The organism is Cellulomonas hominis (assembly GCF_901521055.1).
GTDB lineage: Bacteria > Actinomycetota > Actinomycetes > Actinomycetales > Cellulomonadaceae > Cellulomonas > Cellulomonas endometrii.
Window position 1 is genome coordinate 13,819 of sequence record NZ_CABEGA010000055.1, and the last position, 13,988, is coordinate 27,806.

Below are 13,988 nucleotides of genomic sequence, written 5' to 3' on the forward strand. Positions count from 1 at the left end.
CGACCGGGGGCGTGAGCATGTCCGCCACCACAGCCGCGGCTGCTCCCGCTCCCGCCCCCTCGCGGGCCAAGCAGGCCCAGGTCCGCGTCCAGCGGTTCGGCGCGTTCCTCAGCGCCATGATCATGCCGAACCTCCCGGCGTTCCTGGCCTGGGGGCTGATCACCTCGCTGTTCATCGCCGTCGGCTGGCTGCCGAACGAGATCCTGGGCGGCTTCGGCAACGCCGACGACGCCGGCAGCTGGCAGGGCGCGGCCACCCAGCTCGCGCTGGCCGAGGACGGGACGACGTTCCAGCAGTACGTCGGACTGGTCGGCCCGATGGTCACGTACCTGCTGCCGATCCTCATCGCGAACGCCGGCGGCCGCCTCGTCTACAAGGAGCGCGGCGGCGTCGTCGCCTCCATCGTCGCGGTCGGCATGATCACCGGCAGCACGGTCCCGATGTTCCTCGGGGCGATGATCGTCGGCCCCGCCGCGGCGTGGGTCCTCAAGAAGATCGACGGCCTCTGGGCGGGCAGGATCCGGCCCGGCTTCGAGATGCTCGTGGACATGTTCACCGCGGGGATCGCGGGCGCGGCGATGGCCGTCGGGGCGTTCTTCGGGTTCGCCCCGATCATCACGCAGGTGTCCGAGTGGCTGGGCAGCCTGGTGGGGTGGATGGCCGACAACAGCCTGATGCCCCTGATGTCGGTGGTCGTCGAGCCGGCCAAGGTGCTGTTCCTGAACAACGCCATCGGCAACGGCGTCCTGGTGCCGCTCGGTGCCTCGGAGGTCGTCGAGACCGGCAAGTCGCTGCTGTTCCTGGTGGAGGCGAACCCCGGCCCCGGGCTGGGCATCCTGCTCGCGTACTCGGTGTTCGGCATCGGGGCGGCGCGCTCGTCGGCGCCGGGCGCGGCGATCGTGCAGTTCGTCGGCGGGATCCACGAGGTGTACTTCCCGTTCGTGCTGATGAAGCCGACGCTGATCATCGCGGCGATCCTCGGCGGCGCCACGGGCATCGCCACGAACGTGGTGTTCGGGAGCGGCCTGCGCGGGCCCGCGGCCCCGGGGTCGATCATCGCGGTGTACGCCGCGACGCCACGGGACTCCTTCGTGGGCGTGACCCTGTCCGTGGTCCTGTCCTGCGTGGTGACGTTCCTGGTGGCGGCGGTCATCCTGCGGGCGTCCCGGAAGCGGGACCTCGCGTCGGGCGGCGGCGACCTCGAGGCCGCCATCGCGCAGACCGAGGCGAACAAGGGCAAGTCGTCGTCCGCGCTCGGGGCGCTCTCGCAGACCGTCGGCACCGGGGCCGCCTCGGCCACCGTCGCCGACGAGACGGCGGGGACCCGGCCCGTGCGGTCCATCGTGTTCGCGTGCGACGCCGGCATGGGGTCGTCGGCGATGGGCGCGAGCATCCTGCGGGACAAGCTCAAGAAGGCCGGCCGCAGCGACATCTCCGTGGTGAACCGGGCGGTGGCGAACCTCGAGGACGACGTCGACCTGGTCATCACCCAGCGGGAGCTGACCGACCGCGCACGACGGCACGCACCCAGCGCGCGGCACGTGTCGGTGGACAACTTCCTCAGCAGCCCCGTGTACGACGACGTCGTGCGCGCGGCCCAGCAGGAGACGGCGGAGAGGACGCAGTCATGACAGGGACCCTCAGCGCGGAGCTGATCGTGCCGGCGGGGCGCGCCACCACGAAGACCGAGGCCATCCGGGAGGCCGGCGACCTGCTCGTCGCCTCGGGCGCGGTCGACCCGGAGTACGTGGAGGCGATGCTCGACCGGGAGCGGGTGGTGTCCACGTACATGGGCAGCTTCCTGGCCATCCCGCACGGCACGGACGAGGCCAAGGGCGAGATCCGCCGGTCGGAGCTCTGCCTGATCCGGTACGAGGAGCCGGTCGACTGGGACGGCAACCCGGTGCGGGTCGTCGTGGGCATCGCGGGGGTCGGCAACCAGCACCTGGAGCTGCTGTCGCGGATCGCCCTGGTGTTCACCGACGGCGAGCGGGTGCAGCGGGTGCTGGACTCCACGACCCGGGAGGAGCTGGCGGCGATCCTCGAGGAGGTGGAGCCGGCCTGACGCGCCGGCGCCGCGGCGGGCGCGGGTCCCTCACCGGACCCGCGCCCGTCACGCGTCCCCGGCGGGCGCCCCGGGCCGGTCCGCGCCCCCGCCCGCGCGCGCGCCCGCGCCCGCGCCCGCGAGCGGCAGGATCTCCTCCGCGCCGAGGTACGCGATGACACCCCGGACCTGCGCCGGCGGGTCGCGCAGCGTCACCGTCAGCCCGACCTGCTCGCAGGCGCGGGCGCACTGGATGAGGAACGCCACGCCCCGCGAGTCCACGAACCGGGTCCCGCTGGCGTCCAGGACGACCGGCATGCCGGCCGTCAGCGCGCGCGCCATGGCCCTGCTGGCCTGGTCGCGCAACGCGCCGTCGATCTCCCCGGACAGGCGCACCACCGTGACGCCGTCCGCCTGCTCCGCGACGATGGTCCCTGCTGCTGAGCGCACCGGACCGCCTCCCTCACCCCTGGCCCCGCGGTGTGCCGTCGCGCTGGACACACGCCACCCGACGCGCCCTGCCGGGGCGCGCGGTCACGACGACCGGGTGACAGGAGACCGCAGCCGGGTGCACGAGCCGTCCGCCCCGTCGCGGACTCTCGTGACCGAAGACCGTCAGGCGCCCACTCTCCCACCAGGCACGACGAGGCGCTCGTCGGCCGACCGCACCGTGGGCAGGAGGTCCTCGACACCGAGCAGCCGGACCACCCGCACGACCTGCGGCGGCGGGTCCCGCAGCGTCACGGCGAGGCCCGCGCGCTCGCACGCGCGGGCGCACTGCAGGAGGAACGCGACCCCCGTCGAGTCGGCGAACCGGATGCCGGCGGCGTCCAGCACCACCGGTCGGCCCCCGCCCAGCGCCGCCGCGAGCGCCGCGCCGGCCTGCCCCCGCAACGCCGCGTCGATCTCCCCCGTCAGGCGCACGACCGTCGCGCCCTCCGCCTGCTCCACAGCTATCCGGTTCGTCGTCCGCCGCACACGGACCGCCTCTCGGCAGTGGCACCGGCGTGCCGCCGAGGTGGACACGCGTTCCCGCGCGCCCTGCCCGGGTGCGCGGTCGCGGCGATCCTCCCACGTGGCGGACCCGCTGGCCAGGGTGCACGAGCGCCGAGGTCCCGCCGGTGCCGCGCCCGTCAGCGCAGGTAGGCCGCGGCGGCGGCCCGCACCGCCGCGCCGGTGCGGTCCAGCGCCGCCGTGCGCAGCGTCCACTGCTGCCAGTGCAGCGTGACGTCCACGTGCCGTCCCGGGTCGATGTCGACGAGGACGCCGTCCCGCTCGCCCGCCGCGGCGTCGCGCTCCGGGAGCATGCCCCACCCGAGCCCGAGCCGGACCGCGAGCACGAAGTCCGCGGACGCCGGCACGTGGTGCCGGGGCGGGAGCGCCGGGTCGACGCCGCGCTCGCGCAGGTACCCGTCCTGCAGGTCGTCCTTGCGGTCGAACACCACCAGGGGCGCGGCGGCGAGCGCGTCGGGCGTCGGGCCGTCGGGCAGGTGCCGGGCCGCGCGGTCGACCGCCATCATCGGCCGGTAGCGGAGCACGCCGAGCCGGTGCGAGGTGCAGCCCTGGACCGGGCGGGCCGCCGTGGTGATGGCCGCGACCACCGTGCCGTCCCGCAGCAGGTCGGCGGAGTGGTCCTGGTCCTCGCGGTGCAGGTCGAACAGGATCTCGCCGGCCAGCGGCGCGAGCGCCGGCAGCACCCACGTCCCGAGCGAGTCCGAGTTCACCGCGACGGGGAGCACCGGGCGGCCGGCGCGCTCGTCGGCGGTGACGGCGGCGCGGGCCTCGTCGGTGAGGCCCTGCACCTGCCGCGCCAGGCGCAGGTAGACGGCGCCCGCGTCGGTGACGCCGGCGGGACGGGTGCGGCGGACCAGCACCTGGCCGACCGCCGTCTCCAGGGCGCGGATGCGCTGGCTGACCGCGGACTGCGTGAGGTGCAGCGCGACGGCGGCGCCCTCGAAGGAGCCCTCGTCCACGACCGCGAGCAGCGCGCGGAGCTGGGGCAGGTCGACGTCGGCCACCGGCGGCTCAGACCCTCGCGTCGGGGTCCGGCCCCGGCGGGAGGAGCGCGAGCGCCGCCGCGAGCGCGCCGTACGCGAGCGCGGGCAGGGTGTGCGGGAGGCGGCGGCCCGCCGCGGCCCGGGCCTCGCCGTGGCGGAAGACCCACCGCTCCGCGGCGACGGTCGAGGCGACCGACGCCGCCAGGAAGGCCGCCGGCACGACGGCCAGCGCCGCCTTGCGGGCCGGGGAGAGCGAGCCCAGCGCCGCCTGCCAGCCGGGCGTCTCGGGGCTCCCCTCGGCGCTCTCCTCGACGATCGCCGGCCCGTCGGCGGCCGCCTTCCCGCCGCGACGCGCCTCCGGGACCGCGGCCGCGACGATCACGGCCGAGAGCGCGACCTTGGCCACACCACGCGCGCGGCGGCTCCGGAGCACGTCGGGCGTGGCGTAGTACGCGGTCGTCGCCACGCCCGTGACGGCGGCGACGACGGGGCGGGACAGGAACGGCATCGGGGCTCTCCTGAGGGTGTGGCGGCGGGACGGTCCGGCCACGCTATCCGCGGCCTCGGACAGGTCGCCTCGGTCGAAGGAGGGAGATTCCCATCAGCGCGGCTGATGGAGCATCGCGAGCAGTCGTTGGACTGATGCGTGGCAGCGACCCTACCGTCGATGTCGTGCCTCCCGCCCTCGCCGCCGCCCAAGGACTCGTGTTCGGCCTGTCGCTGATCGTCGCCATCGGCGCGCAGAACGCGTTCGTGCTCCGCGTCGGCCTGCGGCGCACGCACGTGCTGCCCGTCGTGGCGGTGTGCGCGGTGTCCGACGGGCTGCTCATCGCGGCCGGCGTCGGCGGGCTCGGCGCGCTGGTCGACCGGGCGCCCGGGGTGCTGGCGGTCGCCCGGGTCGCCGGGGCGGTGTTCCTGCTCGGCTACGCGGTGGTGGCGGCGCGCCGCGCGATCCGGCCCACGGGCGCGCTCACCGCCGAGGACGGCGACACCCCGACCCGCCTGTGGCCGGTGCTCGCGACGTGCCTGGCGCTGACCTGGCTGAACCCGCACGTGTACCTGGACACCGTCGTGCTGCTCGGGTCGGTCGCCGGCACGCACGGCGACCAGCGCTGGTGGTTCGGCGGCGGCGCCGTGCTGGGGAGCGTGCTGTGGTTCGCCGGCCTGGGCTTCGGCGCGCGGCTGCTGCGCCCGCTGTTCGCCCGCCCCGGTGCCTGGCGGGTGCTGGACGGCGTCATCGCGCTGGTGATGGCCGCCATCGCCGTGGGGCTGCTCCGCGGCGTCTAGCGCGCGGCGTCCGGCGCCGAGCGGGACGAGCGGCGGCGGACCATCGCCGTGACGCCGTAGAGGCCCAGCACCACCGCGACCAGCACCGCCGTCGACAGCAGCTGACCGCGCGCGGTGCCGTCGGCGAGCATCAGCACCACCAGCCCCGCCAGCGCGGCCAGGGTGGCCCACGTGAGCCACGGGTACCCCCACATCCGCAGGGGCAGCGCCTCGCCGCGGGCCCGGGCCTGCGCCTCGAGCCGCGGACGCAGCCGGAGCTGCGCGACCGCCACCAGCACCCACACCACCAGCAGCGCCGCGCCCACCGCGTTGAGCAGGATGCCGAGCAGCGTGTCGGGCAGCGCCCAGTTCAGCCCGACGGCGACCACCCCGAACGCGACCGACACCAGGACGGCCACCCACGGCACCCCGCGGGACGACACCCGGCGCAGCACCCGCGGCCCGTCGCCCCGCCCGGCGAGCGAGTACGCCATCCGCGACGTCGCGTACACGTTCGCGTTGAACGCCGACAGCAGCGCCACGACGACCACGGCCTCCATCAGCCGCGCCGCCCCCGGCAGCCCCGCCGCGTCGAGCACGGCGACGAACGGGCCCTCCTGCAGCACGGGCGCGTCCCACGGCAGGACCAGCACCATGATCGCGACCGAGCCGACGTAGAACAGCAGGATCCGCCACAGGATCGTCCGCGTGGCCCGGCCGACGGCACGCTGCGGGTCCTGCGCCTCGGCGGCGGCGATCGTGACGATCTCGATGCCCCCGAACGCGAACACCACGACGAGCAGCCCCGCGGCCACTCCCCCGACGCCCTCCGGCGCGAACCCGCCGTGGCCCAGCAGGTTCGTCGTCCCGACCGGGTCCGTGCCCGGCAGCAGCCCGAGCACGAGCAGCACGCCCAGCACCAGGAACACCACGATCGCCGCGACCTTGACGAGCGCGAACCAGAACTCCAGCTCGCCGAACCGCCGGACGCCCGCCAGGTTCACCACCGCGAACAGGGCGACCACGACCAGCGCCACCGCCCACTGCGGGACGCCGGGCGCCCAGCCCGTGACGATGCGGGCCACGCCGGTGATCTCGGCGCCGAGCACCATGATCAGCGTGAACCAGTACACCCAGCCGAGCGTGAACCCGGCCCACCGGCCCAGCGCCGCCTCCGCGTACACCGAGAACGAGCCGCTCGCCGGGACCGCCGCCGCCATCTCGGCGAGCATCCGCATCACCAGCACCACCAGCACGCCGGCGATCGCGTAGGAGACCAGCACCGCCGGCCCCGCGGTCGCGATCCCGACGCCGCTGCCCAGGAACAGCCCCGCCCCGATCGCCGAGCCGAGGCCCATCATCGTGAGGTGCCGGGGCCGCAGGCCGTGGCCGAGCCCGTCGTCCGTCGGGGTGGCCGTCGTGGTGGCGCGGGCGGGCGCGGAGGTGCGGGGCATTGCGGCTTTCCGGGTCGGTCCGATCGGCGCGCGGGCGCGGCCGGGCCCACCGTAACCGCTCGCGGCGGGCCGGGCCGCCGCCGGTCTCAGCCGGCGGCCGTGAGGTGCAGCAGCACGGTGTGCTCGGGGAACTGGGCGGGCACGCGGACGCCGACGGCCGCGAGCGACCGGCCCGACAGGCGCGCGCCCTGGGTCCACCACGGCGGCGCGCCCTGGCCGTACGCGCCCGTGCTGCCGTCGCCCGGTGGGAGCGGCCGGACGTCGTACAGGCGGTCGGGGTCGAGCCCGGGGACGCGGACGGCGGCGGGCGGCGAGGACACCGCGGTGGTCAGCTGCACGACCGCGATGACCGCCTCGGCGCCGTCGTGGCTCACCACGCCGTGCACGCGCAGCGCCGGGTCCGCGACGTCCGCGCGGATGGACCGGCCGTGGTGCAGGAGGTCCCGGTGCCTCTTGTACGCGGCGACCCAGGAGGCCAGCTCCGCGCGCTCGGCCTCCGACGCCCGCGTGAGGTCCCACTCGATGCCGAGGTGCCCGAACAGGGCGGTGGCGCCGCGGAACGCCAGGTCGTGCCGGCGCCCGGTGGTGTGCGAGTGCGGCGACCCGATGTGCGAGCCGAGCATCTCCGGCGGCACCAGCAGCCCCGTCCACTGCTCGATGACCTGCCGCTCCAGGGCGTCGATGCAGTCGGACGTCCAGATCCGGTCGGTGCGCTCCAGGATGCCCAGGTCGGCCCGCCCGCCGCCGCCGGAGCAGGACTCGAACTCCACGTCCGGGTGCGCGGCGCGCAGGGCGTCGATCAGCCGGTAGGCCGCCCGCGTCTGCTCGTGCACCCCCGCGGCGCCGGTGGTGGTGTGCCCCGCGTCGACCAGGTCGCGGTTGTGGTCCCACTTCACGTACCCGATCGCGTACTGCGACAGGATCGCGTCGATCTGCCCGAACACGTGCTGCCACGCCCCGGGGTGCGCGAGGTCGAGCACCTGCTGGTGCCGCGCCTCGGGCGGCAGGCGACGGCCGGTCTGCAGGATCCACTCGGGGTGGGCGCGGGCGAGCTCGGAGTCCGGGTTCACCATCTCCGGCTCGAACCACAGGCCGAACTCCATGCCGAGCCCGCGCACGTGCTCGACGAGGGGCGTCAGTCCCTCGGGCCAGACCGTGGTGTCCACCACCCAGTCGCCCAGGCCCCTCGTGTCGTCGCGGCGGCCCAGGAACCAGCCGTCGTCCAGCACGTACCGCTCGACGCCCACCGCGGCCGCCGCGTCCGCCAGGGCCGTCAGGCGGTCGAGGTCGTGGTCGAAGTAGACGGCCTCCCACACGTTGATCAGCGCCTTGCGCGGCGTGCGCGGGTGCTGCGGCCGGGACCGCAGGAAGTCGTGGAACCGGGCCGACAGCGCATCGAGCCCGTCGCCGTACGACGCGTACACCCAGGGCGTCGCGTACGACTCCCCCGCGGCGAGCCGCACCTCGCCCGCGAGCAGCAGCTCGCCCGCCCCGATCAGCCGCTGCCCCGACGGCATCGCCTGCTCCGCGAACGTGCGGGTGTTCCCGGACCACGCGACGTGCACGCCCCACACCTGGCCGGACCGGAAGCCGAAACCGCGACGCCCGGCGGTCAGCAGGAGCGTCCCGTCGTGGCTGCGTGCCCGGCGCGACTCCCGCAGGTGCGTGCCGGCGACCAGCGGGTGGCGCTGCGGGCTGCGCTCGCGCAGGTGCCGGCCGGTGAAGTCGAGGATCTCGTCCGCCTCGGCCGGCAGCGGCAGCACGAGGTCCAGCGTGCCGAGCGTGAACGTGCCCGCCCCGGTGCTCGTGACGGTCGCGCGGGTGCGGAGCAGGCCGCTGGGCATCACCTGCAGGACGAACCGCAGCGCCAGGCCGGCGTCCTCGTCCCGCGCGTCGACGGTCACCTCGTGGGCGACCGGGACGCCGTCGTCCTCGACGTCCGCCACGACCCGCACCTCCCGGACGGCGAACCAGGTGGAGAAGTCGGCGCCGTCGCGGTGACCCGTCAGGCCGGGGGTGCCCAGCCAGCCCGCCGACTGCTCCGGGACCAGCGAGAGGTCGACCGGCTCGTCGGTGGTCCCGGACGTCACCGGGGGGACGGAGACCGCGCGCAGGGTGCGGAGCTCGGCGTCGCCGAGGTCGCCCAGGTCGGGCCCCCAGTGCAGGACCCGGGGCAGGCGGGCGCCGGCGGTGTCCAGGACGACGCTCACGCCGCCGGCCCGCAGGTGCAGCGGCACGGTGCCGGCGGGGTCGGCGCCCGGGTCGGGGCCCGGGTCGGGGCCCGGGTCGGGGGTCGCGGATCGGACGTCGTCGTCGGCCATGGAATAGGTTCTAGTGCGGAACTAACGAGGGCGTCAAGGCAGGCGTACCCGGGCGTCCGCGCGGGTGCTGGTGCGGCGTTGGTTCCGGGTGCGAACATATCCGCGTGACCAGGGAGCCCGACGCCACGCCGCCGACCGCGGTGCCCGGGCCGTGGGTGCCGCGCGGTCCTGCCCACCCGCTGGCCCTCGAGGTGCTCCTGCACGGCCCGGTGTCCCGCGCCGAGCTCGCGCGCCGGGTCGGCCTCTCCCCCGGCAGCGTCACCCGGCTCACCGGCCCGCTGGTCGCCGACGGCGTGCTCGTCGAGGTCCCGGACACCCGCCCCTCGCGCGTCGGCCGGCCGTCCCAGCCGCTCGACGTCGCCGCCGACGCGCACCACTTCGTCGGCGTGAAGCTGACCGGCGACCGTGCGCACGCCGTGCTCGTCACATTCCGCGCCGAGGTGGTCGCCGCGACCGAACGCCCCCTGGCCGACCACCGGCCGGGCGCCGTCGCCGACCTCACCGCGGAGCTCGTCGGCTGGGGCACCGCGCAGGGGCTGCCCGTGACCGGTGCCGGCGTGAGCATCGGCGCCCGGGTCGAGGACGCCGCCCACGTCGTGCGGGCGCCGTTCCTCGACTGGTCCGACGTGCCGTTCCTCGACCTGCTGCGCGCCCGCACCGACGTGCCGGTCGTGCTGGCCAACGACGTCGACGCGCTCACCGCGCTGACCCACTGGTTCGGCGAGGGGCGCGGCGTGCCCACGTTCGCCCTGGTCACCATCGGCGCCGGCGTCGGCTACGGCCTCGTCGCCAACGGCCGGCCGGTGCGCGCCGCCGACGCGGGCCTCGGCCTGCTCGGGCACCACCCGCTCGATCCGCAGGGCCCGGTCTGCCCGCTCGGGCACCGGGGCTGCGCCACGGCGATGCTCACCACGCCGTCGATCACCGCCCAGGTCGGGCTCGCGCTCGGACGGCCGGTCGGCTACGCCGAGGTGCTCGGGCTCGCCGCCGCCGGGGAGCCCGCCGCAGTGCGCGTCGTCGGCGACTCGGGGCGCGCGCTGGGTCGGCTGCTCGCCGCGGCCGCGAACTTCACGCTGTCCCCGCTCGTGGTCCTCGGCGGCGAGGGCGCCGGCCTGGCCACGGCCGCACCGGACGCCGTGGCCGACGGCCTGCACGCCGACCGCGACCCCCTCGCGCACGACCCCGCCCTGGCGGTGCAGCCGCCGGACTTCGGCCAGTGGGCGCGGGGCGCAGCCGTCGAGGCGATCCGGCGGTTCGTGCTCGGGGACTGAGCCGCGGGCCGGGCGACGCACGCCGTGCGGACGCCCCGGGCCCGACCTAGCGTGGCGCCATGACCGACCAGACCCCGGACCCCACGACCGACGCCACCAAGGACCCCGCCGACTGGACCACCGGCGACGAGCCGATGACCGGCCCGCAGCGCTCCTACCTGAGCACGCTGGCCCGCGAGGCCGGCGAGGAGGTCCCGGACGACCTCACGAAGGCGCAGGCCTCGGAGCTGATCGACCGCCTGCAGGGCAAGACCGGCCGCGGCGCCTGAGTCCCCCTGCCGGGCTCCCCGGCGCGCACCCGGGCCTCCCCGAGCGCGGCAGCGACGCGCCGAGCGCGTACTCCGCGGAGTGCGCGCTCGGCGTGCCGCGTGCCCGTTCGACACGCTGACGACGGTCAGTCCCGCACGCGCGTCGCCCAGAACGCCACCGCGCCCGCCGCCGCGACGTTGAGCGAGTCGACCCCGCCGGCCATCGGGATCCGCACCGTGAGGTCCGCCGCCGCGATGGTGGCCGGCTTCAGGCCGTCGCCCTCCGCGCCGAGCACGAGCGCCAGCCGCTCCGGCGGGTCTGCCTCCAGCGCGTCGAGGCTGATCGAGTCGTCCGACAGCGCCAGCGCCGCGGTGACGAACCCGGCCTCGCGCAGCACCTCGACGCCCGACGGCCACGGGTCGATCCGGGTCCACGGCACCTGGAACACCGTGCCCATCGACACCCGGACGGAGCGGCGGTAGAGCGGGTCCGCGCAGCGCGGCGTGACGAGCACGGCGTCCACGCCGATCGCCGCGGCGGACCGGAACGCCGCGCCGACGTTCGTGTGGTCGACGACGTCCTCCAGCACGGCCACCCGCCGCGCGCCCGCACCCCCGCGCGCGCCGGCCAGCACCGACGCGACCGTCGGCAGCGGCGGCCGGTGCATGGCGGCGAGCGCCCCGCGGTGCACGTGGAAGCCGGTGATGGCCTCCAGCACGGCCGGCTCGGCGACGTACACGCGCACCGGCTCGCCGTCGGGGTCGCGGGACTCGAGCATCGCGGTGAGGTCCGGCAGCCACCGCGGCGAGACGAGCACCGACCGGGGACGGTGCCCGGCGTCCAGCGCGCGCCCGAGCACCGTGGAGCTCTCGGCGATGTACAGGCCCTTCTCGGGCTCGTGCCGCGAGCGCAGCGCGACGTCGGTCAGGGAGACGTAGTCGGCGAGCCGCTCGTCGTCGGGGTCGGTCAGGTGGACGATGTCGAGCGCGGGCACGCCCGCCATCATCCCCCGGACGCGGTCAGCCCAGGAACTCCAGGGCGGCGGCGACCAGCAGGCGCCGGCCGGCCGCGAGGGTCGGCGCGTCGAGCGGCGCGAACTGCGCCGTGTGGTTGCCCGGGACCGACGGCACCACACCGGTGGTGTAGCCGGCGGGGAACAGGGCGGGGTCCATGCCGCCCCAGAACCAGAACGCGTACGGCACCGGGTCGCCCTCGTACCGGCCCCGCGGCAGCCCGTACTCCGAGAAGTCCTCGGACCCCATCAGCGGGTCGGCGACCCGGATGGCACCCTCGGGCATGACGGCCGCCTGCGCCGCCATCACCCGGTCGACGACCTCGGCGGTGTTGACCGTGGCCGGCGGGTTCTCGCGCATCCCGATGGTCGGCGGCTGCGGGCACCCTGCGGCGGCCGCCTCGGCCTCGACGATCCGCCGGACGGCCGCGACCGCCCGCTCCATCGACGCGTCGGACCGCGCGCGCAGGTTGACGGTGAAGGTCGCGGTGTCCGGGATGATGTTCGACTTCGTGCCGGCGTGGAAGGTCCCGACGGTCACCACCAACGGGTCCTCGGGCGAGGTCTCGCGGGCGACGATCGCCTGCAGGCGCGTGACCGCGTACGCCGCGGTGAGGATCGGGTCGACGGTGACGAACGGCCGGGAGCCGTGCCCGCCGCGGCCGTGGATCGTCACGTCGAGCGTGCACGCCGCCGCCATCAGCAGCTCGCGGGAGTGGTTCGCCACCCCGGCGGGGAGCGGGCCGACGTGCTGCCCGAGCGCCACGTCGGGCTTCGGGAACCGGGTGAACAGCCCGTCGGCGAGCATCGCGTTCGCCCCGCTCGCCGTCTCCTCCGCCGGCTGACCGACGACGAGCAGCGTGCCGCGCCACGCGTCGCGCGCACCCGCCAGGGCGTCGACCGCCGCGGCGAGGGCCGTCACATGCATGTCGTGCCCGCACGCGTGCATCGTCGGGACGGTCTCCCCCGCCGGGTTCACGTCCGTGTGCCGGCTCGCGTACGGGACGCCCGACTCCTCCAGCACCGGCAGCCCGTCCATGTCCGCGCGCAGCATCACCACCGGGCCGTCGCCGTTGCGCAGGACCCCGACGACGCCGGTGCCGCCGACGCCCTCGGTGACCTCGAGCCCCGACGCCCGCAGCTCGCCGGCCAGGGCGGCGGCGGTGCGGTGCTCCCGCCCGGACAGCTCCGGGTGCGCGTGCAGGTCGCGGTAGAGCGCGAGCCAGCGCGCGTCGAGCGGCTCGGCGGCGTCGAGCAGCCGGGCGGCGCGGGTGCGGTCGGTGGTCGGGGTGGTGTCGAGGGCCATGCGGGGTGGCGTCCCTTCGGTGCGGCGGTTGGCGGCACGCTACCGCCGCCCCGCGAGCCCGGCCCGCCCGGCGCGCGCACTCCCCTGCCACCCGCTGCCGTCACCCCCTGCCGCCGGGGGCCGCCGCGCCCCTACCATCAGCCCATGCGGTACGGGGTCCTGGGTCCCGTGGAGCTCGTGACCGCTGACGGGAGCGAACCCGTCCGCGGTTCGCGGCAGCGCGCCCTGCTGGCGGTCCTGCTGGCGCACCGCGGGGCACTGGTCCCGCGCGAGCGCCTCATCGTCGCGCTCTGGCCGGACGGTCCGCCGCCGAGTGCGGAGCACACCCTGCACAGCCACGCGTCGCGCGTGCGTGCGCTGGTCGGCGCGGACCTGCGGGCCGTCCCCGGCGGGTACCGGCTGGACCCGCAGGACCTCGACGCCGACCGGTTCGACCGGGCGGTGCGGCAGGCGGTGCACGCCGGGCACCGCCTCCCCGGGGGTGCGACCGCCGACGTGCTGACGGACGCGCTCGCGCTCTGGCGCGGGCCGGCGTTCGGCGCGGAGGCGGACCTGCCGGAGGTCCAGGCCGAGGCCGAGCGGCTGGAGGCCGCACGACGAGGCGCGCACGAGGCGCTGGCCCGGGCACTGCTCACCACGGACCCGGCACGAGCGGCCGAGGCGGCCGAGCGGGCGCTCGACGGCGACCCCTACCGCGAGGGGGCGTGGGCGCTGCTGGTCCGGGCGCGGACCGCCGAGGGCCGCGCGGGCGAGGCGGTGCTGGCCTACCTGCGGGCCGCGGCCGCGCTCGACGAGATCGGGCTGCTGCCGTCGCACGACCTGCAGACGGCGCACGCCGCCGCCCTCGCGGCGGGACGTCCCCGGCGGCCGGTCGCCGCACCGGTGCGCGGCGGGACCGGTGGGACCGGTGGGACCGGTGGCGACCCTGCCGCCGCGTCGTCCGCCGGCCGCGCCCCGAGGGACCGTGCACCGGACCGCTCGCCGGGCCACGCGCACGGGCTGTCTCTTATACCCACCTCCCTGCCCAAGAGACGCTACCCTATCTCGGATGCCGGCTCCTGTCTGCAA

14 protein-coding genes are annotated in these 13,988 nt (G+C 76.4%); 6 read left to right on the forward strand and 8 right to left on the reverse strand.

Annotated elements, in window-relative coordinates:
• The first annotated feature begins 17 nt into the window (after positions 1-17).
• Entirely contained in the window at positions 18-1,631 is a 1,614-nt protein-coding gene (locus KJP73_RS14485) for a PTS mannitol transporter subunit IICB (protein ID WP_213283577.1), read from the forward strand.
• Complete coding sequence (locus tag KJP73_RS14490; RefSeq protein ID WP_213283578.1) at positions 1,628-2,065, forward strand: PTS sugar transporter subunit IIA; 438 nt, start codon at positions 1,628-1,630, stop codon at positions 2,063-2,065. Before KJP73_RS14485 ends, KJP73_RS14490 begins: the two co-directional genes overlap by 4 nt.
• Positions 2,066-2,113: 48 nt before the next feature.
• Here the strand turns inward: KJP73_RS14490 and KJP73_RS14495 are convergent, their stop codons facing one another.
• The 4 genes from KJP73_RS14495 to KJP73_RS14510 form a co-directional block, all read right to left on the reverse strand.
• Positions 2,114-2,494 carry an STAS domain-containing protein gene (locus KJP73_RS14495; protein WP_249669406.1) on the reverse strand — a complete coding sequence of 127 codons (381 nt, stop codon included), beginning with the start codon at positions 2,492-2,494 and terminating at the stop codon, positions 2,114-2,116.
• Between the two features lie 165 nt (positions 2,495-2,659).
• Positions 2,660-2,995, reverse strand: a complete 336-nt coding sequence (locus KJP73_RS14500) for an STAS domain-containing protein (protein ID WP_249669407.1) — start codon at positions 2,993-2,995, stop codon at positions 2,660-2,662.
• Between the two features lie 182 nt (positions 2,996-3,177).
• A complete protein-coding gene (locus tag KJP73_RS14505; RefSeq protein ID WP_213283580.1) occupies positions 3,178-4,062 on the reverse strand; it encodes a LysR family transcriptional regulator ArgP in 885 nt (294 codons plus the stop codon).
• Between the two features lie 7 nt (positions 4,063-4,069).
• Complete coding sequence (locus KJP73_RS14510; protein ID WP_213283581.1) at positions 4,070-4,549, reverse strand: hypothetical protein; 480 nt, start codon at positions 4,547-4,549, stop codon at positions 4,070-4,072.
• Positions 4,550-4,683: 134 nt separating this feature from the next.
• Here KJP73_RS14510 and KJP73_RS14515 point away from each other — a divergent pair, with 134 nt between their 5' ends.
• Positions 4,684-5,328, forward strand: a complete 645-nt coding sequence (locus tag KJP73_RS14515; protein ID WP_213283582.1) for a LysE/ArgO family amino acid transporter — start codon at positions 4,684-4,686, stop codon at positions 5,326-5,328.
• Here the strand turns inward: KJP73_RS14515 and KJP73_RS14520 are convergent.
• Both KJP73_RS14520 and KJP73_RS14525 read right to left on the reverse strand, forming a co-directional pair.
• On the reverse strand, positions 5,325-6,761 hold the full coding sequence (locus tag KJP73_RS14520) for an amino acid permease (RefSeq protein ID WP_213283583.1): 1,437 nt from the start codon (positions 6,759-6,761) through the stop codon (positions 5,325-5,327). The two genes, KJP73_RS14515 and KJP73_RS14520, sit on opposite strands and share 4 nt — an antisense overlap.
• A gap of 86 nt (positions 6,762-6,847) precedes the next feature.
• Positions 6,848-9,082, reverse strand: coding sequence for an alpha-galactosidase (locus KJP73_RS14525; protein WP_213283584.1), 2,235 nt, complete (start codon positions 9,080-9,082; stop codon positions 6,848-6,850).
• A 104-nt stretch (positions 9,083-9,186) separates the two neighbouring features.
• Here KJP73_RS14525 and KJP73_RS14530 point away from each other — a divergent pair, with 104 nt between their 5' ends.
• Positions 9,187-10,353, forward strand: a complete 1,167-nt coding sequence (locus KJP73_RS14530; protein ID WP_249669409.1) for an ROK family transcriptional regulator — start codon at positions 9,187-9,189, stop codon at positions 10,351-10,353.
• A gap of 59 nt (positions 10,354-10,412) precedes the next feature.
• Positions 10,413-10,622, forward strand: a complete 210-nt coding sequence (locus KJP73_RS14535) for a DUF3072 domain-containing protein (RefSeq protein ID WP_213283585.1) — start codon at positions 10,413-10,415, stop codon at positions 10,620-10,622.
• Between the two features lie 125 nt (positions 10,623-10,747).
• Here the strand turns inward: KJP73_RS14535 and KJP73_RS14540 are convergent, their stop codons facing one another.
• Together KJP73_RS14540 and KJP73_RS14545 are read right to left on the reverse strand one after the other, a co-directional pair.
• Entirely contained in the window at positions 10,748-11,605 is an 858-nt protein-coding gene (locus KJP73_RS14540) for a TrmH family RNA methyltransferase (protein WP_213283586.1), read from the reverse strand.
• A 16-nt stretch (positions 11,606-11,621) separates the two neighbouring features.
• A complete protein-coding gene (locus KJP73_RS14545) occupies positions 11,622-12,920 on the reverse strand; it encodes an amidohydrolase (RefSeq protein WP_213283587.1) in 1,299 nt (432 codons plus the stop codon).
• A 144-nt stretch (positions 12,921-13,064) separates the two neighbouring features.
• Here KJP73_RS14545 and KJP73_RS14550 point away from each other — a divergent pair.
• Positions 13,065-13,988: AfsR/SARP family transcriptional regulator (locus tag KJP73_RS14550; RefSeq protein WP_213283588.1), on the forward strand; the 924-nt coding region annotated here is incomplete at its 3' end.

What these genes read in the sequence shown, in the direction of transcription:
- KJP73_RS14485 (WP_213283577.1), top strand. Translation starts at nt 18, where the DNA reads ATGTCCGCCACCACAGCCGCGGCTGCTCCCGCTCCCGCCCCCTCGCGG.
- KJP73_RS14490 (WP_213283578.1), top strand. Translation starts at nt 1,628, where the DNA reads ATGACAGGGACCCTCAGCGCGGAGCTGATCGTGCCGGCGGGGCGCGCC.
- KJP73_RS14510 (WP_213283581.1), bottom strand. Translation starts at nt 4,549, where the DNA reads ATGCCGTTCCTGTCCCGCCCCGTCGTCGCCGCCGTCACGGGCGTGGCG.
- KJP73_RS14515 (WP_213283582.1), top strand. Translation starts at nt 4,684, where the DNA reads ATGCGTGGCAGCGACCCTACCGTCGATGTCGTGCCTCCCGCCCTCGCC.
- KJP73_RS14520 (WP_213283583.1), bottom strand. Translation starts at nt 6,761, where the DNA reads ATGCCCCGCACCTCCGCGCCCGCCCGCGCCACCACGACGGCCACCCCG.
- KJP73_RS14525 (WP_213283584.1), bottom strand. Translation starts at nt 9,082, where the DNA reads ATGGCCGACGACGACGTCCGATCCGCGACCCCCGACCCGGGCCCCGAC.
- KJP73_RS14535 (WP_213283585.1), top strand. Translation starts at nt 10,413, where the DNA reads ATGACCGACCAGACCCCGGACCCCACGACCGACGCCACCAAGGACCCC.
- KJP73_RS14540 (WP_213283586.1), bottom strand. Translation starts at nt 11,605, where the DNA reads ATGGCGGGCGTGCCCGCGCTCGACATCGTCCACCTGACCGACCCCGAC.
- KJP73_RS14545 (WP_213283587.1), bottom strand. Translation starts at nt 12,920, where the DNA reads ATGGCCCTCGACACCACCCCGACCACCGACCGCACCCGCGCCGCCCGG.